An 18,373-nucleotide genomic window follows, 5' to 3' on the forward strand; every position below is an offset into this window, starting at 1 on the left:
CTGTAATGACAGAGATGCGAGAAGTGACAGATAGCTTTAGCGGGGTAAAAAGACAAGAAATGCTGCAAACCATGTCGGAGAAGACATTTGATTTAATCGTAATCGGAGGAGGAATTACGGGCGCAGGCATCGCGCTTGATGCCCAGAGCAGGGGGCTGCGCACAGCGCTGATTGATATGCAGGATTTTGCTGCGGGAACGTCGAGCCGGTCGACGAAGCTTGTGCACGGAGGGCTGCGGTATCTGAAACAGCTGGATGTGAAGGTTGTCGCTGAAGTGGGCAAAGAGCGCGCGATTGTGTACGAAAATGGTCCGCATGTTACGACGCCGGAGTGGATGCTGCTGCCTTTTTACAAAGGGGGCACGTTTGGCAAGCTGTCTACTTCTCTTGGTTTAAGGGTCTACGATTTCTTAGCGGGAGTGAAACGAGCGGAGCGCCGTAAAATGTTTCGTCCACAGGAAACGCTAGGGCATGAACCGTTATTGAAAAAGAAAGATCTGAGAGGCGGCGGCTATTATGTGGAATATCGCACGGATGATGCGCGTCTGACGATTGAAGTTATGAAGAAGGCTGTGGAGCTTGGCGCACAAGCCGTGAATTACGCCAAAGTCGAAGAGCTGTTGGTGAAAAACGGGAAAGTGGTTGGCGTTCGGGTGACGGATCAGCTGGGTGGTGACGGCGGGAACTCGTCCTACTCGCTATACGCGAGCAAGATTGTGAATGCAGCTGGACCTTGGGTGGATACGCTGCGCGAAATGGATCATTCCAAGAAAGGCAAGACGCTGCATTTGACCAAAGGGGTACATTTGGTGTTTGATCAGAGCAAATTCCCGCTGCGCCAGGCCATTTATTTTGATACACCGGATGGGCGCATGGTGTTTGCCATTCCGCGTGACGGCAAAACCTACGTCGGGACGACGGATACGAACTATAAAGGGGATATCGTGAATCCCCGAATCACCGTGGCAGACCGCGCCTATGTGCTGCGCGCCGCGAACGAGATGTTCCCGACCCTCGGCTTGACGGAAGCGGACGTGGAGTCGAGCTGGACCGGGCTGCGCCCGCTGATCCATCAGGAGGGCAAAGATCCTTCGGAGATTTCGCGCCGCGATGAAATCTTCGTGTCGGACTCCGGCCTGATTTCGATGGCCGGGGGCAAACTGACCGGCTACCGCAAAATGGCGGAGACGGTCGTGGACAAGATCGCCGCCATGCTGGTGGCGGAGGGCCTGTTTTCGGCGACGGCGTTGTCGCCGAGCCGTACTCGCACGCTGCCGATTTCCGGCGGCGAGGTCGGCGGCTCCGCGAAGCTGGAGTCGTTCTTGCAGAGCAAGATCAGCCAGGGCCAGCGGCTCGGGCTGACTAGTGCTGAGGCTGCGCTGCTGGCGCGGCGGTACGGCTCCAATGTGGATGCCGTGTTTGCCTTGGTGGCGCAGTACTGGAATGAGGCGGAGTGCCGGAAGATGCCCGCCGCTGTACTCGCTTCGCTCGTGTACGCGATCGAGTGCGAGATGGCCGTGAAACCGGCGGATTTCTTCATCCGCCGCACGGGGGCCCTCTTCTTCGATATCGCGTGGGCACGGCAGTGGAAGGCGCCAGCCATCGCCTTCATGGCGGAGCGCTTCGGCTGGGATGAAGCGCAGCAGGCGGCTTACACCGCCGAGTTGGAGCGGTTGCTCCATGAGGCGGTGAACCCGCTCGAGGCGTGAGCTCGAGCGGGGGGTTCAGCGGCTCGTACATGTAGCATGTAAGCTGGCTAATGTTGCCTCCGCTATAATAGAAGGAAAAACTACCGCTAATCGGAGCTGCGTTGGTCTGGGCTAAGCAATAGGGGGAGAAGCTCCAGCTAATTCATCGGATAATGGACGAAAATTGCTAGATTTCGTGGAATTAACTGCAGGAATTCCATTAAAGTTGTTTAAAGTGGACTAGATGCGGTGAATAACAGGGGAAATCGGCGTTAAGGAAAAGCAAAAAGAGCTGTCTCATAAGGTCGGGATTGACCTATGAGACAGCTCTTTTTCAATTAAAGATTAACGATTAGGCTTTGCTTGGTGTGTAACCGGGTGTATTGATAATTTCTGAGAGCTTCAAAACTCCTTCGGAGTAGTACTTATCTGCATCTGCTTGTGTTGCACGGTGCATGGAAACTTGGAAATCAAGGTCTTGTCTAAGGACTTTCAGAACCTTTTCTTTCAATTCGCCTGGATCTAGGTTAGCCGCAGAAGCCGCAAGGGTTTTACCTTGGCGAAGATCCTCAAGCACGTCTTTCTCTTCTCTTTTACCGAAAACAGCGGTGTCGTTGATTACGCGATCGATACGAGTTTGAATGACCTTTTCCAGATCGACCTGAGCTGTAACGGATTCAGGTGTGTAACCAGGTGTGTTGATAATATCCGTAAGCTTCGCAGCTCCTTCGGAGTAATATTTATTAGCATCTTCTTGTGTAGCACGGTTCAAAGATACTTGGAAATCAAGATCCTGTCTCAGAAGGTTCAAAACTTTTTCTTTAAATTCGCCTGGATCCAATCTTGCTGCGGAGGCAACTAGCGATTTACCTTGACGAAGGTCCTCGCGAACATCGCGCTCTTCTTTTTTACCGAAGACAGCTGCATCATTGATCACGCGATCGATACGAGCTTGAATGACCTTTTGCAGATCCGCTTGAACCGCGGTAGTCTCAGGAGTGTAACCAGGTGTATTAATGATATCCGCAATTTTAGAAACAGCTTCTGCATAAGACTTGTTAGCATCTTCTTGAGTAGCTTGCCCCATAGCGACTACGAAATCAAGATCTTGGCGAATGACATTCGAAATTTTTTCTTTGAGTTCGCCTGGATCTAAATTAGCTGCTGAAGCGACAAGTGTTTTGCCTTGGAGCAAATCCTCGCGAACGTCTTTCTCATCTTTTCTAGCGAAGAAAGCTGTGTCGGTAATAACATGGTTAATGCGACTAGCAACAAGTTTACTTAAATCTTTAGCTGCCCATTTCACGCTATCCGGATTGTAGCCGGATGTATTAATGATTTCGGATAGTTTACCTGCGCCTAGGGCGTAGAAACGATCGGCATCAGCTTGAGACGCTCCGTACATAGAGACCTGGAATTGCAGATCTTGTTTAAGCAAGCCCAGCAAATCATCTTTTAACTCGCCTGGATCCAAAGATGTTGCTGATTGAACGAGTGTATTCCCTTGGCGAAGAGCTTCGGAAATGTCATTTTGATCTTTTCTTGCAAAGCTGGCTGTATCACGCACGACGCTGTCCAATCGATTCATAACAAGATGAGCCAGAATTGCGTTGGTGTCAGCAGTAGGGAGCTTATCGCCTTTTGTTTCCAGGATGGCACCCAGTTGTTCAGCTACTGCGGCTTCACTAGCTAACAATTCGTCAGCTGAAATGATGCCGTAGCTGCTTGCCTTATGTAAATCAAAGTTAATGATGGGTGTCAAATCAGAAAGCAGATCAGTGCTGCTAATACCGGTAGCTTCAGGCAGCGTGTCTCCAACAGCAAGAGCGTCTCTAATATCGTCTTCGTCTTTGCCGGTGGCTTGAGCGGCATCCTTAGCAAGGATGGAAAGGTGATAGCTGATGAGTTGGTTTGCAAAAGAATCAGCTTGCAAAGTTGATTTTGCTGGAACCGCTTCGTCAGCGAATGCTTTACCTGCAGTAAGAGCAGAGCCTGAAAGCAGAATTGCGGCAGCAAGTGTACCTGTTGATAAAATTTTGAATGGTTTCTTCACTCGAAACATCTCCCTCGTATATCTATAAAATGTCACTAACTGCATTGCGTTAGTATTTATCGTTAACAACGTTGTTAATGATCATAATATAAATCCGCTGACGGGTATTGTCAATTCCGGATTGTGAAATGTTACACAATGTTCACAATATCGATTTTTGTCAATATTTCGACATTAAAGTTGACTGGCTGTTTTTTTTTGACTACAATTATCCTTGATATCTTAATTTTTCACAGAGGAGGAGAGTAGGGATGGATCAACATGAACAGACTTTCTCTGAGTGGAAGCAAACAATTAGCGATTTTATGTCATTGAATTACGAAAAAAAAGGCTTTAGTCCGCTTGTTGGGAAAATATTCGCACAGCTTATGTTCGCTACTTGTCCTCTTAGTTTACAGGATATTGTGGAACAGCTTGGCGTTACCAAAGCTGCTGTAAGCATTCAAATACGCAATATGGAAAGAATGGGCATGTGCAAGAAGATGCCTTCGACCAATGATCGAAGAGATTATTACTATGTTTCTGAAAGCTATAGTCTGAATCACGTTCGCAAAATCGTTCAGGATTTGGAATTATTTCATAAATGGGCGGAGAAAACCGTACAAGAAATCCCCAATATCGAAACTTGCAGTTCAGAGCAGAAGGAATCGCTGGAGCATTTTTCCCAAAGATTTTCGTTACTGGCTGCGATGTACGATATGCTGCATCCTATGATCAAGGAAGTAGAGGAGAAGTGGGAGCAGTGTGTGGTTGATCGCAAGAAAGCCAAAGAAAAGAACACGTAGAGTCTATCGTAACCGTTTACACGGCTCGATGGGCTTTTTTTTCGAATATCCTGAGTTGAAAGGGGCTATCCAACAGGTCATTGCCGACATGTTGAGTCAGCCCCGTTTTCGTTGTCTGGGATAGTCCCCAAAACGTGCTCCAATCTCGTAAAATATGCTATCATGCCTATAGACGGCGGCGCTTCCGCCATTCATTATTGCAAGCAAAGTAGGTGTTTCCCAATGGGATTATCAGAGCTTCTGTCTTATATGACGGAAGAGAACTTGGCCATGCTGGTCGATAAATACCGGTCGCTGGGCCCGTTGCCGGGTCTTCTTCTACCTTTTATGAAATCGTTCATCCCTCCTCTGCCGACACTTGTCATTATTAGCGTGAATGCGGCTGTATACGGGCTATGGCTCGGCTTTTTGTACTCATGGATCGGGATCGTAGGCGGATGTTTGGTGACGTTCGCGATTGTGAAAAAAGTGGCTGGACATCCCTATTTAGTGCGGTGGTCGCAGAAACCTAAGGTGCAGAAAAGTCTGATTTGGGCACGCCGGCAGGCTTTTAATTATGTGTTTCTGCTGAGTCTCTTTCCCGTGGGACCGTTCGTCGTCATCAATATGGCGGCAGGGTTAGTCGGGATGAGATTCCGTTCCTTTCTGGTTGCTGTGCTTGCCGGCAAAGCGGTTATGGTGATGTCGGTTTCCTTTATCGGCTATGATATTCATCGGTTTATCGAGAATCCGTCCCGACTTATTTACGTCGTTCTATTCATAGGGGCTTCGATGGTGATTAGTAAAAGAATCGAAAAACGTTTTAGTCATTAATTAAAAATGAACGAACGCTTCTCAGGAAGGCGTTCGTTCATTTATTTCGGTCGTATCGGCCTCTGTATATACGCGTATTTGAGCTTGATCATCCATGGTGGCCAGCACGACATCCTCCCAATCAACCTGATTAGCATGAATCTGGGCTTCAAGCCATTTTCTGTTCTTTCCTTGCTGAGTTAGCTGTTTCTCATTCATCGTACCTTCAACAATAATCGGCTTAACTAATGAGAAAGAGGAGGTGGGAATGTGCATGTCTTTGGGTGTAACTGGTTGGTGCTGCGCCTCAAGGAATACGGAAATCGTTCCCCCTGGCTCCCATAAAGCAAGAGCTACCTTATCAATATCCTCAATCTGCTGCTTCCGCAGTTCAGAAAAGAGATGGTCTACCGAAATGCGCGCTTTGCGTAAGTTTTTCATGACCATATTCCCGTGCTTGATCAGCGTCAAAGGCGCCGGATCCAGAAAATGCTTAAGCACGTTCCACTTCAGGCTTAACCAGGATGTAAAGATGTACAAGACTACAAGTACGGTGGTGGAAATCATAGAGCCGGTCAACGATAAACGCTCATCCGAGAGAGGGTGGGCAATAATGTTTCCCAAAATTAATGCAATGATGAAATCCAGGAATCTAAGCTGAGAAATGGAGCGCTGTCCGAGCAATTTAGCGGCAATGAGCAGGAAAAAGTAGCCCACAACAGCTCTCATCATCCATTCAAGCGCAGTTAAGGATTCCTGGCTATGAAAGAAGTCCAATCGAAGTCACACTCCGTGTATCAGGATCGTAAACCTGATTATTCTCCCCTTATTTTTCAGGCCTTAATCCGACTTCCCGCTCGCTCCATGCCCAGAACTGTTCGGCGAATTTATCATCTAGGGCCTTCTCGGAGACAGGCGCAATCTTCTTCTTATAAAAATATTCGCCGCTAACGGAGCGCACATCCGGACTGGACGCCAAAAAAATGGCTGTCTCCGCGCCTTGTGCCGGCGTTAGGAAAAAGGGCCGCAGCAAGCGGTGAACGGCCTTGCCGAATCCGGTGTCCCGATCGACACCGATATTCGTGCCGACCGCGCCGGGATGCAGCGCGTTCACCGTCACTGCTGTGCCCGCAAGACGCTTGGCTTGCTCGCGTGTAAACCAAATATTCGCAATCTTGGATTGCGAATAGCCTCTCCAGACACTGAACCCTTGGGTCAGGTGAGGGTTGTTGAAGTCGAAGTGCCCGATCTTGTGGGCGCCTGAGGAGACATTGACGATCCGCCCCTGCGGGGCGCGAATCAGGGCTTCGAGCAGCAGCTGGGTCAGCAGGAAGTGGCCCAGATGGTTTACGCCAAGCATCGCTTCGAAACCGTCGGACGTTGTTTGCCGTTTCACGGTGACGACGCCTGCGTTGTTTACAAGCACGTCCAGCACTTTATGTTTGGCGAGGAAGGCGTCAGCGAACGCGCGAACGCTGGCGAGAGAGCCTAGATCGCAAAGCATAAGCTCGATGCGGTCTGAACCGCTCTGACGGCGTGCTTCGGCAAGCGCCAGCTCGCCTCTTGGCTGACTGCGGCACAGCATGATCACGTAAGCGCCCTGACGGGCGAGTTCCACGGTTGTCGAGAGTCCCATTCCAGAATTAGCGCCGGTAACGATGACGGTTTGATTGTGCAAGCGAAACCACTCCTTGGGCTTTTCTTCCATTATAGCCCATGAAGGGTTGCAAGGCTCGAGTTGTCAATTAGACTAGCGGCTGCATGCCTCTTTCTATCCAATCTTCGCGAGTGGGTCCGTAAATATCCGGAACGCGTAGACCGGCTTGTCGCATCAAAACGATCATTTCACCACGGTGGTGGATTTCGTGTGAGATCAGCATACGCAGCGTTGTCGCATTCAGCCACATTTGGCCGTACATGTCGGTGGATTCCGTAAGCTTGGCATCCGTCCATTGGGACTGGATGGCACTTGTCAGTGCCGCTGATGTAGCGCGGTAAGCATCGGCTATGGTTTTGGCTGAGGCAGGCGCATGCTCATCACCTTCCGGTGCTTCAAAAGCGAGACCTACGCGAGATAACATTTCATGGATGGTTGTAGCGATATGCCAGGCTAGCTGTCCGAGTGTGCGGAAGTCCGGTGAGATTTGTTGCTTCAGGGATGCATCTATAAGTGTGTCGAGTACACGTTGTGTCGCTGTGGATTCTTCGTTCCATTCGTTCACGAAATCTTGAATTGATTTAAACATGAGGAAAGCCTCCTTAGATTGGATATACCCTAAGTATAGACAACCATGACTGACAGCATAATGTCAGTGTTAGGAATAGAGCTGAACAATTTTTTCAGCTTTTTCTTTAATGGCGGCCGCCAGATGGGCGGGTTCGAGAACTCGCACACTAGGCCCATAACCGAGCAGCAGGCTGTGCAGCCAGGGCTCGTCCGGCTGTTTGGCGGTAATGATCATGGAGCCGTCCGTCTGATAAGCGATCTGCTTCGGCTGGAAATAATCCTCAATCTGCGCCTGAATGCTTTGCTGCGCATGCAAAACCAGATTAATTAATGTGGATGGATCTCCTTTGCCCCAGCCATATTGAAACGGTGCTTTCACCTCAGCCCGGCGTTCAAACGTCTCCGAGAGCACTTCAATTTCCTTCATGCGGTTTAGCCGGAAAATCCGAAAATCCTGACGCAGCAGGCAGTAGCCGTACAAGTACCAGCCGAAACCTTTGGCGACGATGCTCATAGGCTCCGCTGTGCGAATGGACTGTTCGCTTTGTGAAGAAATATATTGAAAGGAGATTTGCCTCGATTCCTTAATGGCGGATCGCAGCATGTTCAGCTTCTCTTTATCCTCGCTGCCTCGTCGCCATGGATTCATATCAATGATGAGTTGGTCGTCCAATCTGGCGGCCGTGTTTTGTTCCGACTTCGCTACGAGTGCGCCGACTTTATCAAGCAGGTTGCCGATTTCCTGGTCGCCGACTGTGGAACGGATTCCTTTTAACCCGACGATAATGGATTGCAGCTCTTCCAGGGAGAGAAATTGGCGCTCCAATCGGTACTGGTCCATAATTTCATACCCACCGCTCAACCCGGCAAATGACACGATAGGGATACCCGCTTGGTTAATGGCTTCGACGTCCCGGTATACAGTTCGCAGAGACACTTCGAAACGCTCCGAAAGCTCCTTCGCACTTATTCTTCGGCGGTTCAACAGCAGCATGGTGATCGCTAGTAAACGGTCGATTTTCAAAAAAACACCTCACGGATTAAAAATACGTTCCTTTCGCCCCGTCTTGTCCGGTTAAAAGGTTAACGGCATGTTCCAAAATGATTCTATCGCGTAAAAGCATGAATTTGGCCGAATAACGCTGACATTTGTGCAGGGAGGTAGCCATTACGTCCAATGCTTCATCGAGTGTCATCCAGGCGACGGACATCCCCAGTCTCAACTCATTCTCTGTTAGGGAAGGGGCGCTGGAAGGGTGGTGCGCTTTGGCAATGTAACAGTAGGAAAGCTGCATAAAATGATTACGGTTCTTATGCTCCTCGATAATGCCTAATTCATGCGTAATTTCCGCCTCATAGCCGGTCTCTTCCTTGATTTCTCGCAAAAAAGCAGCCTTCGGTAGCTCATTGTCCTCAATCCCGCCGCCAGGCAGCTTGTACAGATCTGATTCCGATAAATACATCATCGCAATGTTCATCAAGCCGTCAATGAGAATGCCCCGGGATGAATAGCGGGAAACGCGGTCTATAAATACAGGATCGCCGCCCAACATATCGCTGTCTGTTATTCGTTTGATCATTTGCACGAGGATCACCTGCCTTATTTGAAGAGCGGAAAATACCCGCTGGAATGCATTCCAAAAATACCCACACCAAGAGTATAGTATAACTTAGGTAGTCATGTCTCGAAACTTACAGGAGGCGATCAAATTTGTCTGAAAAACCGGAAGAGTGGATTGTAGAAGCCGATATCATCACAATGCAAAAAGCCATGGAAGCAGGTGAAATCCGTGCCGTCGATCTGGTTGCTTTCTATGTAAAAAGAATTGAAAAATTTAATAAGACCATCAATGCAGTGTTGGAAATCAATCCGGATGCGCTTCAAATTGCACAAGCGCTTGATGATGAGCGTCAAAAGCAGGGAAGCCGAGGTCCGCTGCACGGCATTCCGATCCTGCTTAAGGATAATATAGATACGGGTGACCGTATGCATACGAGTGCCGGTTCTATGGCCTTGGCGCAGTCATTTGCAGCTGAGGATGCTTTTATTGCCGCCAAACTGCGGGAATCCGGGGCTGTGTTGTTAGGGAAAGTGAATATGACCGAATGGGCCAATTTCATGTCCGGACCGATGCCCTCAGGGTATAGTTCCCGAGGCGGACAAGTCCTGAACCCTTACGGTCCGGGACGTTTCGAGGTTGGCGGGTCCAGTTCGGGTTCCGGCGCAGCAACCGCAGCCAGCTTCGCAGCAGCGGCTATCGGGACGGAGACATCCGGTTCTATCGTGAACCCTGCGCATCATAACAGCTTGGTTGGTCTCAAGCCTACGGTAGGATTGCTAAGCCGTATTGGCATCATTCCCATCTCTCACTCGCAGGATACCCCTGGACCGATGACACGGACAGTTACGGATGCTGCGCTGCTTCTCGGAGCGCTGACTGGCGTGGATGCACGTGACCCTTTGAGTCTGGCCAGTGAAGGGAACAGTCCTAGGCAGAGTGATTACACAACCTTTCTGGATGCTGATAGCCTTCAAGGGGCTATAATTGGTATTCCCCGATGGTTCTACAAAAATTTGAATGAGGAAGCGCAACGTATTGCCGAAAATGCTATCCAAGTGCTGCGCGAGCAGGGTGCTGTTGTGATTGATCCCGTATCGCTTCCATGCGAGCAGGAGGAGTGGAATTCAGACGTATTGCGATACGAATTCAAAAAAGACCTGAACGACTATTTAGCCAAGCTCGATGCCTCCATCCCAGTGCATACTTTGCAGGAGGTTATTGCGTTCAATCATGAGCATGCAGAGAAGGCGTTGGTCTATGGGCAAAATACACTGATTTGGTCAGAAGAAACCAGCGGTACATTGACAGAGGATGATTATCTCCGCAATTTAGTCAAATATCAGGAGCTTACACGCTCTCGCGGCATTGATCATGTGCTCGAGGAGCATCAACTGGATGCGCTGTTTTTTCCTGGCGATGAAGGTTATGACATTGCGGCTCGTGCCGGCTATCCGCTGCTGAACGTGCCTGCCGGTTATACAGCTGACGGGCCTATGGGCGTCATGTTTTCCGCTGGAGCGTTCAGCGAAGGAAAGCTTTTGGCTTTGGGGTATGCATTTGAGCAGGCAACGAAATATCGTCGGTCTCCTATTCTGTAAAACGCCAGATTCCCGCATACAACTTGGAAAAATTTGAAACAATAAGCCGTATTCAAATCCAAGTCAAGGGAGTCTGATGATTCACATGTTTCAAAAAAGCGCTAAAATAGCGCTGCAAACAGCTGTAGTAGGCTTGCTTCTGGGGTGCCTATCCTTAGGGGGCCAGGGGACGGTTGTGGCTCAAGCAGCGAACAACGAAGAGCTTCCAGCGTCGCTACCGTCTCAGCAGCAGCCTGGACAGCTTAGACAAGCGCAGCTCATTCAGACGCGTGACATCGATGTGACAGGCGATGGCGTGCTGGATCAGGTGGCTCTTTCCGGTACGAAGCTGGAGATGAACAGTCCGTACTATGACCAGTTGTTCATTGTTGTAACGAGCCCAGGGCAAACGCAAGTCGTTATCCCTCTGCAAGGCGGATACAATCCGAACATGCAGTTCTGCGATTTTATCGGCGAGAAGCTGCCTCAAATTTATGTTTCCGCGGAAAATGGGGGAAGCGGCGGATTATCGACCTTTTATCTCTATTCACTAAAAAATAATGTGCCGACCGCAATCCCGCTGCCTGCACCGCTTCGCGTCTATGCGACTTTTAAGAACAACTATGTGGTGAAAATGAAGATCGAAGAGAGCGGTAAATCGTTCAATATCAATATCAAAGACCGGAAAGACGATTACGAACAGTTTGGTGTGTACAAAGACGGTAAGGTGGTTAAGCCGATTATCGTGAATGTGGATGCATACAGCCTTTTGAAGCCTGTTGATAAGGGTGGAAGCGGGAAGTGTGATCTGAGGGGAGTGCAGCGTATTACCGGCATTGCGAACGCCGATACGCTTGGTTACGCTACCTCTCTGTGGCAGTGGAAGAAGGGCAGATGGGTATTGAAAGAGTCTGCTGTCGTCAAGAACTATCATAATCATTGAATAAAAGACCGCCAAGTTAGGGGCTCGTGCTCCTGATTTGGCGGTCTTCTTGTTGAGAGGATGGCTTGTTCTTACACCCAGTTGCCATTGCGGAACAAAGGCTCGCGAGTGCCATCTTCTGATAAGCCATCAATGGCCATGTCGGCTGAACCAATCATGAAATCGACGTGGATCAAGCTTTTATTAAAACCATTCTGGTTGAGCTCTTCGAGACTCATCGACGTTCCGCCTTCAATCGTGAAAGGATACGAATTACCTAACGCGATGTGGCAGGAGGCATTTTCGTCAAATAACGTATTGTAATAGATCAATCCGGAGTTTGAAATCGGCGAATCATACGGCACGAGTGCCACTTCCCCCAAATAGCGGGAGCCTTCATCCATATCCAGCATTTTGTTCAGCACTTCTTGCCCTACTTCGGCGGTTGCTTTTACCACTTTGCCATGCTCGAAAGTAAGCGAGAAGCCATCGATCAGAGAACCTTGGTAGCTCAGAGGCAGCGTGCTGCGCACTGTTCCGTTCGTCCCTGTTTTGGCGGGCATGGTGAAGACTTCTTCGGTTGGAATGTTCGGAATGAAGAAAACACCTTTCTCGGTTTCGCTTCCTGCAGCAACCCATTGGTGCTTAGGCGCAAGCTCAATGTACAGATCAGTGCCTTCTGCCTTGAAATGAAGCTGCTTATATTTCTTGCTGTTCAGCATATTCTGTTTACCTGTCAAAGTCTCAATGTGTTCATTCCATGCTGCAACAGGATCTTCTTTATCCACGCGAGTAAGTTTGAAAATTTGCTCCCAAAGCTTCTTAACACGATCAGCTTCGCTCAAATTTGGGAATACCTTAGCTGACCATTCGGCCGTCGGGTAGGAGACCATTAACCAACTGACTTGATTGTTGCGCATATAATTGAGGAAGCCTTCGCGCGCTGTCGCTGCGGTTTTGCTGGAAATAGCAACCCGCTCAGGGTCTACATCTTTAAGCAAGTCGGAGTTCGGTGCGTAAATTTGCAGAAATGCAGCGTCATTCTTCGCCATTTCTTCCAGGCCGTTCGCGCGCCACATCGGATATTCGCGAAGCGTTGACTCAGGCGCATGCTTGAGTCGCAGCGCTTTTACTTCATCGTCATCCCAGTCGATAACGACGTCTTTCGCGCCTGCCTCATAGGCTTTTTTAGTCAGCTTGCGCACGAACTCCGCACATGATATTGGCGTCATGATGACGACTGTTTGATCCTTTTGTACGTTTAATCCTACACGAATTGCGAGTTCTGCGTATTTATCCAGATAATGATCGAATGTTTCCATCGCTTGGGCTCCTTTATATTTTAGTAACTTTTAGTGTATGATAGAAAATAAAACTTTAACCATTGGGAGAAAGGCTGGCGCAATATGGAAACGAAGACTCCAACGAGCACCCCGTCCAATTTCATTAAGAATATTGTAATCGAAGATTTGAATTCAGGCAAAGTCAGCCAGGTCGTCACCCGTTTTCCCCCAGAGCCGAACGGATACCTTCATATAGGACATGCGAAGTCAATTGTTCTTAATTTTGAATTGGCGGATGAGTTCAAAGGGCTAACGAACCTCCGCTTTGACGATACGAATCCCGTTAAGGAAGATACAGAGTATGTGGAATCCATTAAAGCTGATGTCGAGTGGCTCGGATTTAAATGGGACGGTCTCTTTTTTGCTTCGAATTATTTCGAGGAAATGTACAACCGCGCTGTGATTCTAATTCGTAAAGGTTTGGCTTACGTAGATGATCAAACAGCGGAACAAATTCGTGAAAGTCGCGGTACTTTAACTGCGCCTGGTACGAACAGCCCGCATCGCGACCGTAGTGTGGAAGAAAATCTCAGCTTGTTCGAGCGCATGCGCGCCGGTGAGTTCAAAGATGGCGAACGCGTGCTGCGCGCGAAGATCGACATGTCCTCGCCGAATATTAACTTCCGTGATCCGGTGATCTATCGTGTGGTTCATGCTCACCACCACAATACGGGTGACGCTTGGTGCATCTACCCAATGTACGCGTACGCGCATCCGATTGAGGACGCAATCGAGGGTGTCACGCATTCCATCTGTACCCTGGAGTTCGAGGATCAACGACCTTTCTATGACTGGGTCATCCGCGAGTGCGAAATGCCAAATGTGCCGAGACAATACGAATTTGCACGTTTGAATCTTACGAACACCGTAATGAGTAAAAGGAAGCTGAAACAACTCGTAGACGAGAAGGCCGTTGACGGTTGGGACGATCCGCGGATGCCGACCATTTCCGGACTGCGACGCAGAGGGTTTACACCGGAAGCGATTCGCACTTTTGCCCGTGAAATCGGCGTTGCCCGCAGCAACAGCACGGTTGATGCGAAAATGCTGGATCATTTTATCCGCGAAGATTTGAAATTGAAGGCTCTCCGCACGATGGGTATTCTCAATCCGCTGAAAGTCGTCATCACCAACTATCCAGAGGATAGCGTTGAGATGCTGGATGCCGAGAATAACTCGGAGAACCCGGAAATGGGCAGCCGCCAAATTCCATTCTCCCGCGAGATCTACATCGAGCAAGAGGATTTCATGGAAAATCCGCCGAACAAATATTTCCGCTTATTTCCCGGCAATGAAGTGCGCCTGAAAAATGCATACTTCATCAAATGCAACGATTTCGTCAAAGACGACAGCGGAAAAGTGATCGAGCTTCACTGTACGTACGACGTCGAAACGAAAAGCGGCAGCGGCTTTACAGGCCGTAAAGTCAAAGGCACGATCCACTGGGTCGATGCGAAAAGCGCCGTACCTGCGGAGTTCCGCCTGTATGAGCCGCTTATCTTAGATGACCAAGAAGACGAGAATGCCTCCTTCTTAGAAAACCTGAACCCGAACTCCCTGCAAATCGTGCAAGGTTTTGTGGAAGCGGGCATGAAAGAAGCGAAGCCGCATGATAAGTTCCAATTCTTCCGCCATGGCTATTTCAACGTGGATCCGAAGCATACAACTAGCGACAAACTGGTGTTCAACCTAATTGTTTCGCTGAAAAGCTCTTTTGAAGTGTAAAGTTTAAAATCCTAGCTTAGGCTAGGATTTTTTTTGATTTGTTTGGTGGCTGGGCAACACTAACGGGCCTCGTCGCTGCTAGAACGCCGAAAAACATTGCTAAACGTGTGTGGAACGCGCCAGAAGTTTGCGTTAACGCTGAAAAACAAGCTTAACGTCCGGCGAAAGAGCCAAAAAGTCGCATGTGGCCTGCTGAAACGCCGAAAACATTGCTGACGTGTGTGGAATGCGCCGGAAGTTTGCGTTAACGCTGAAAAACAAGCTTAACGTCCACTGAAAGAGCCAAAAAGTGGCGTGCGGCCTGCTGAAACGTCGAAAAACATTGCTAACGTGTGTGGAATGCGCCGGAAGTTTGCGTTAACGCTGAAAAACAAGCTTAACGTCCGGCGAAAGAGCCGAAAAGACGAGTGCCGTCCGCTGAAACGTCGAAAAACATCGCTAACGTGTGTGGAACGCACCGGAAGTCTGCGTTAACGCTGAAAAACAAGCCTAACGTCCACCGAAAGAGCCAAAAAGACTGTCTCGGCGCCGAGATGGTGGTGGAAGTGGCAGCATTTTCGCAATGAATAAATTTTTTATTCACAAATATCCAGTATGATGGTGTCATAGAACCTAATTTCAGGGGAGTGTGCCTTGTGAAAACCGTTTTGGTGGTAGATGATGATCTGAATATTTGCCGCATTACGAAGCTTTACTTAGAAAAAAGCGGCTATGCGGTGATGACCGCAAATGACGGCGAGCAGGCTCTCACGCAGTTCGAAGAGCTGCAGCCCGACTTCATCGTGCTCGATATTATGCTGCCGAAGCGGGATGGCTGGTCCGTGTGCCAGAAGATTCGCGCAATGAGCGATGTACCGATCTTGATGCTGACAGCCAGAGCTCACGTGGATGAGCGAATAGAAGGTTTGCAAATGGGCGCAGACGATTATCTGGTCAAGCCCTTTGACCCGAACGAGCTGGTTGCTCGCGTGACGACGATACTTCGCAGAACGCTGATTCGTACGGAAGCGTCAGCGCCCTCAAACATTTATGAAGTCGGCAGCCTGCGGGTAGACGCTCTTTCCCACGATGTCACCGTAGAGGGTCAACTGGTCGCTTTGCCCAAAAAGGAGTACGAGCTCCTGTTATTTTTTGTACGTAATCCGAATCAGGTATTCACTCGCGAAGATCTCATCGCCAAGATATGGGGTTGGGATTTTGAGGGGGAAGACCGTGTCGTTGACTTATACATAAAACGCCTAAGACAGAAGCTATCGGCGCATACGGAAAGAAAAGTAGACTGGAGCATTCGGACCGTGTGGGGCATTGGCTACAAGTTCGAGGGACCTGAGTCATGCTGAACTCTTTTTACCGCAAGCTCTTATTTATCTACATGTCCATCACGGTTGTGTCTATTCTTGCGATTTCAGGAACGATCGGTTATTCCATGAAACAGAAGACATATGACCGCAGTGAAAAGCTCTTGCTGGAGAAAGTTGAACAGGTCGATGAGTTAGCCAAAGAGTTATTCGACGGGTCTACTTTGCAGAAGGATTTCCGCAAACAAATAAGTGCGATAGAGAAATCGTCCAACGTTCGAGTGTCTCTGATCAAGCATCCAAAAGTGAATGCGGATAAACTCCAGTCCATCGGCGAGTCCCCGGCACGCAAGGAATGGCTGGATAAAGTGCTGGCAGGGAATCAGGTGACGGTGCGGAGCAATTTCACCCAGAATAGTACGGTGAAAATGTTGATTGTCGGACGTCCTGTGGTGCAGGAGAACCATGTGGTTGGGGCGATTTTTCTGTATACGCCAATTATGAATATCCAAGGAACGATCAACGATATCAATCGAGCGATCTATATCTCGGCCATATCGGTGGCGCTACTGGCGATGGCTGTGCTGTACTTTGTTTCACGGCATTTTGTGAAGCCGATTCAGCTCATGAGCAAGACAGCGGAGGCGCTGGCTTTGGGGGATTTTAGCGGAAGGGTCCCCGTTCGAGGGAAGGACGAGATTGCATCGCTGTCGGGATCGCTGAATCGCATGGCAGGCAAGCTGCAGAAGGTGGAAGAGGGGCGCAAAAGGTTTCTCTCTGAAATTTCACACGAGCTGCGGACGCCACTGACAACGATTCGAGCCTCTCTGCAGGGGATAACGGACGGTGTTGTGGAGCCGGAGGATGCCAAAGAGTTCATTCAGGTATCTCTTCAAGAGACGCTGCGACTGAGCAGTTTGGTGGATGATTTGATGGAGCTGTCTTCTTTTGAGGAGAAGCAGGTGAAGTTGAGTTTTCAACCTATGGATGTATCCGATGTCATTACCCACGTGGTCACCCAGTTGAAGATGAAAGCCAAGGCCAAACGGATCGAACTAAGTTCGGAGGCGGAGATGGCCTACAGGGTGCAGGGGGATGCCGATCGGTTGAGGCAGGTATTCATTAATTTACTGGATAACGCGATTAATCATATCCCAGAGGGATCAGAGGCGGGAATTCGGGTGAAAGCAGTCAGAAATGAGCGCTGGATCGAGGTCTGGGATAATGGTCAAGGTATTGCGCCGGAGAAGCTGCCGCATCTGTTTGACCGCTTCTATAAAGCGGATGAAAGCCGCAATCGCTCCGGTGCAGGCCTCGGACTGACGATCTGTAAACATATCGTTGAAGCCCACGGAGGCTCTATTCGAGTTGAGTCAAAGGTTGGGGCGGGGACGGTATTTAAAATATTTTTGCCGGTTGTTTAAACGTCGCGCTATGACAAACTTATGACATAATTATCCGCTAAGATAGGTTTCGTAAGGTAAACATAACCATAGACCAATCGAGGAGTGATACTTATGTTGAAAAAATTAACAGGACTAGCTTTGGTGGGCGCGATTGCATTAACTGTTCCGGTGGCGGCTTTTGCGGCGGAATCGCAGAGCAGCACGTTTCATCCACTTAAACAATTATTGTTGGATAAAGCGCAAGCTTTTGGCATATCGACGGACGGTAAAACAAACAAACAGATCAAAGATGAACTGAAAACGGCAAGTGCAGCCCAAAACACAGAGCGCTTGAAAAAAGCCGCAGCAAAACTGGGCATCAGCACAGACGGCAAAACAGATGAGCAGCTCAAAGCGGACATCCAAGCAGCGGTGCAGGTAAAACTGCAGGCGAGAGCGACGAAGCTGGGAATCAGCACGGATGGAAAAACGAACAAAGAGCTGAGAGAAGCATTGAAGGCGGCGGCATTGACGAAGTTGCAGGCGAAAGCGACGAAGCAGGGGATAAGTACGGATGGAAAAACGAACAAAGAGCTGAGAGAGGCATTGAAGGCGGCGGCATTGACGAAGCTGCAGGCAAAAGCGACGAAGCTCGGCATTAGTACAGAAGGTAAAACGAATAAAGAGATCAAAGCGGCGCTGAAAGCAGCTGAGTTGACTAAACTGCAAGAAAAAGCAACAGCGGCGGGTATTGCAACAGAGGGGAAAACAGCGAAAGAGATTCATGCAGCTCTCTCAGCAGGCAAAGATGCGAAAAAAGCCGCAGCATTAAATAAACGTGCTGAGAAGCTGGGTATTTCTACGGACGGTAAAACAGCCGATCAGATTCTTGCGGAAGTAGAAAGCGCATTGAAGGCGAAATGGGCTGAAAAAGCAGCGAAATAGGCCGGTTGTGCGTTTAATGTGCGACAGGTGGTCGGCAAGGCGGAATAGGGGAAGTGCAGGGTCTTAAATGA

General features: G+C 49.2%; 16 protein-coding genes. 9 read left to right on the forward strand and 7 right to left on the reverse strand.

The annotated features are described in order from the left end of the window. Positions 1–23: 23 nt before the first annotated feature. Positions 24–1,709 (forward strand): glycerol-3-phosphate dehydrogenase/oxidase, encoded by a 1,686-nt coding sequence (locus tag RQP52_RS25625; RefSeq protein ID WP_394358175.1) that lies wholly within the window; start codon positions 24–26, stop codon positions 1,707–1,709. A gap of 331 nt (positions 1,710–2,040) precedes the next feature. Here RQP52_RS25625 and RQP52_RS25630 read toward each other — a convergent pair whose 3' ends face one another. Next, positions 2,041–3,741 carry a hypothetical protein gene (locus RQP52_RS25630; protein ID WP_315954464.1) on the reverse strand — a complete coding sequence of 567 codons (1,701 nt, stop codon included), beginning with the start codon at positions 3,739–3,741 and terminating at the stop codon, positions 2,041–2,043. A 251-nt stretch (positions 3,742–3,992) separates the two neighbouring features. Here RQP52_RS25630 and RQP52_RS25635 point away from each other — a divergent pair, with 251 nt between their 5' ends. Both RQP52_RS25635 and RQP52_RS25640 read left to right on the forward strand, forming a co-directional pair. Continuing rightward, positions 3,993–4,526, forward strand: coding sequence for a GbsR/MarR family transcriptional regulator (locus RQP52_RS25635; protein WP_315954465.1), 534 nt, complete (start codon positions 3,993–3,995; stop codon positions 4,524–4,526). Positions 4,527–4,748: 222 nt separating this feature from the next. After that, positions 4,749–5,339, forward strand: a complete 591-nt coding sequence (locus RQP52_RS25640) for a TVP38/TMEM64 family protein (RefSeq protein WP_315954466.1) — start codon at positions 4,749–4,751, stop codon at positions 5,337–5,339. Between the two features lie 21 nt (positions 5,340–5,360). Here the strand turns inward: RQP52_RS25640 and RQP52_RS25645 are convergent, their stop codons facing one another. The 5 genes from RQP52_RS25645 to RQP52_RS25665 form a co-directional block, all read right to left on the reverse strand. Then, positions 5,361–6,095: a DUF421 domain-containing protein gene (locus RQP52_RS25645; RefSeq protein WP_326062573.1), complete on the reverse strand. Its 735-nt coding sequence runs from the start codon at positions 6,093–6,095 to the stop codon at positions 5,361–5,363. Between the two features lie 49 nt (positions 6,096–6,144). After that, positions 6,145–7,026: an SDR family oxidoreductase gene (locus tag RQP52_RS25650; RefSeq protein ID WP_315954468.1), complete on the reverse strand. Its 882-nt coding sequence runs from the start codon at positions 7,024–7,026 to the stop codon at positions 6,145–6,147. 37 nt (positions 7,027–7,063) lie between these two features. After that, on the reverse strand, positions 7,064–7,564 hold the full coding sequence (locus RQP52_RS25655) for a DinB family protein (protein ID WP_315954469.1): 501 nt from the start codon (positions 7,562–7,564) through the stop codon (positions 7,064–7,066). A 69-nt stretch (positions 7,565–7,633) separates the two neighbouring features. Further along, positions 7,634–8,569, reverse strand: coding sequence for a helix-turn-helix transcriptional regulator (locus RQP52_RS25660; RefSeq protein ID WP_315954470.1), 936 nt, complete (start codon positions 8,567–8,569; stop codon positions 7,634–7,636). A 16-nt stretch (positions 8,570–8,585) separates the two neighbouring features. Beyond that, entirely contained in the window at positions 8,586–9,125 is a 540-nt protein-coding gene (locus tag RQP52_RS25665; protein ID WP_315954471.1) for an NUDIX hydrolase, read from the reverse strand. A 131-nt stretch (positions 9,126–9,256) separates the two neighbouring features. On the opposite strand from RQP52_RS25665, the gene RQP52_RS25670 reads away from it, so the two are divergent. Together RQP52_RS25670 and RQP52_RS25675 are read left to right on the forward strand one after the other, a co-directional pair. Further along, the gene (locus RQP52_RS25670) at positions 9,257–10,705 is read left to right on the forward strand and encodes an amidase family protein (protein ID WP_315954472.1); all 1,449 of its coding nucleotides are present in this window, start codon (positions 9,257–9,259) and stop codon (positions 10,703–10,705) included. 85 nt (positions 10,706–10,790) lie between these two features. Beyond that, the gene (locus tag RQP52_RS25675) at positions 10,791–11,627 is read left to right on the forward strand and encodes a hypothetical protein (RefSeq protein WP_315954473.1); all 837 of its coding nucleotides are present in this window, start codon (positions 10,791–10,793) and stop codon (positions 11,625–11,627) included. A gap of 71 nt (positions 11,628–11,698) precedes the next feature. On the opposite strand, the gene RQP52_RS25680 is transcribed toward RQP52_RS25675, so the two are convergent. After that, positions 11,699–12,928: an aminopeptidase gene (locus RQP52_RS25680; RefSeq protein ID WP_315954474.1), complete on the reverse strand. Its 1,230-nt coding sequence runs from the start codon at positions 12,926–12,928 to the stop codon at positions 11,699–11,701. 84 nt (positions 12,929–13,012) lie between these two features. Here RQP52_RS25680 and RQP52_RS25685 point away from each other — a divergent pair, with 84 nt between their 5' ends. The 4 genes from RQP52_RS25685 (at position 13,013) to RQP52_RS25700 (ending at position 18,302) form a co-directional block, all read left to right on the forward strand. Then, entirely contained in the window at positions 13,013–14,674 is a 1,662-nt protein-coding gene (locus tag RQP52_RS25685; protein ID WP_315954475.1) for a glutamine--tRNA ligase/YqeY domain fusion protein, read from the forward strand. 635 nt (positions 14,675–15,309) lie between these two features. Beyond that, on the forward strand, positions 15,310–16,014 hold the full coding sequence (locus tag RQP52_RS25690; protein WP_315954476.1) for a response regulator transcription factor: 705 nt from the start codon (positions 15,310–15,312) through the stop codon (positions 16,012–16,014). After that, on the forward strand, positions 16,008–17,396 hold the full coding sequence (locus RQP52_RS25695; protein ID WP_315954477.1) for a sensor histidine kinase: 1,389 nt from the start codon (positions 16,008–16,010) through the stop codon (positions 17,394–17,396). The genes RQP52_RS25690 and RQP52_RS25695 overlap by 7 nt, the downstream gene beginning before the upstream one ends. A gap of 93 nt (positions 17,397–17,489) precedes the next feature. Then, entirely contained in the window at positions 17,490–18,302 is an 813-nt protein-coding gene (locus tag RQP52_RS25700; RefSeq protein WP_315954478.1) for a hypothetical protein, read from the forward strand. The last annotated feature ends 71 nt before the right edge of the window (positions 18,303–18,373 follow it).

It is taken from the genome of Paenibacillus violae (assembly GCF_032461945.1).
Taxonomy (GTDB): domain Bacteria; phylum Bacillota; class Bacilli; order Paenibacillales; family NBRC-103111; genus Paenibacillus_E; species Paenibacillus_E violae.

Excerpts from the sequence above, each read along its gene's own strand:
- RQP52_RS25635 (WP_315954465.1), top strand. The coding sequence starts at position 3,993 with ATGGATCAACATGAACAGACTTTCTCTGAGTGGAAGCAAACAATTAGC.
- RQP52_RS25640 (WP_315954466.1), top strand. The coding sequence starts at position 4,749 with ATGGGATTATCAGAGCTTCTGTCTTATATGACGGAAGAGAACTTGGCC.
- RQP52_RS25650 (WP_315954468.1), bottom strand. The coding sequence starts at position 7,026 with ATGGAAGAAAAGCCCAAGGAGTGGTTTCGCTTGCACAATCAAACCGTC.
- RQP52_RS25655 (WP_315954469.1), bottom strand. The coding sequence starts at position 7,564 with ATGTTTAAATCAATTCAAGATTTCGTGAACGAATGGAACGAAGAATCC.
- RQP52_RS25665 (WP_315954471.1), bottom strand. The coding sequence starts at position 9,125 with ATGATCAAACGAATAACAGACAGCGATATGTTGGGCGGCGATCCTGTA.
- RQP52_RS25675 (WP_315954473.1), top strand. The coding sequence starts at position 10,791 with ATGTTTCAAAAAAGCGCTAAAATAGCGCTGCAAACAGCTGTAGTAGGC.
- RQP52_RS25680 (WP_315954474.1), bottom strand. The coding sequence starts at position 12,928 with ATGGAAACATTCGATCATTATCTGGATAAATACGCAGAACTCGCAATT.
- RQP52_RS25685 (WP_315954475.1), top strand. The coding sequence starts at position 13,013 with ATGGAAACGAAGACTCCAACGAGCACCCCGTCCAATTTCATTAAGAAT.
- RQP52_RS25695 (WP_315954477.1), top strand. The coding sequence starts at position 16,008 with ATGCTGAACTCTTTTTACCGCAAGCTCTTATTTATCTACATGTCCATC.
- RQP52_RS25700 (WP_315954478.1), top strand. The coding sequence starts at position 17,490 with ATGTTGAAAAAATTAACAGGACTAGCTTTGGTGGGCGCGATTGCATTA.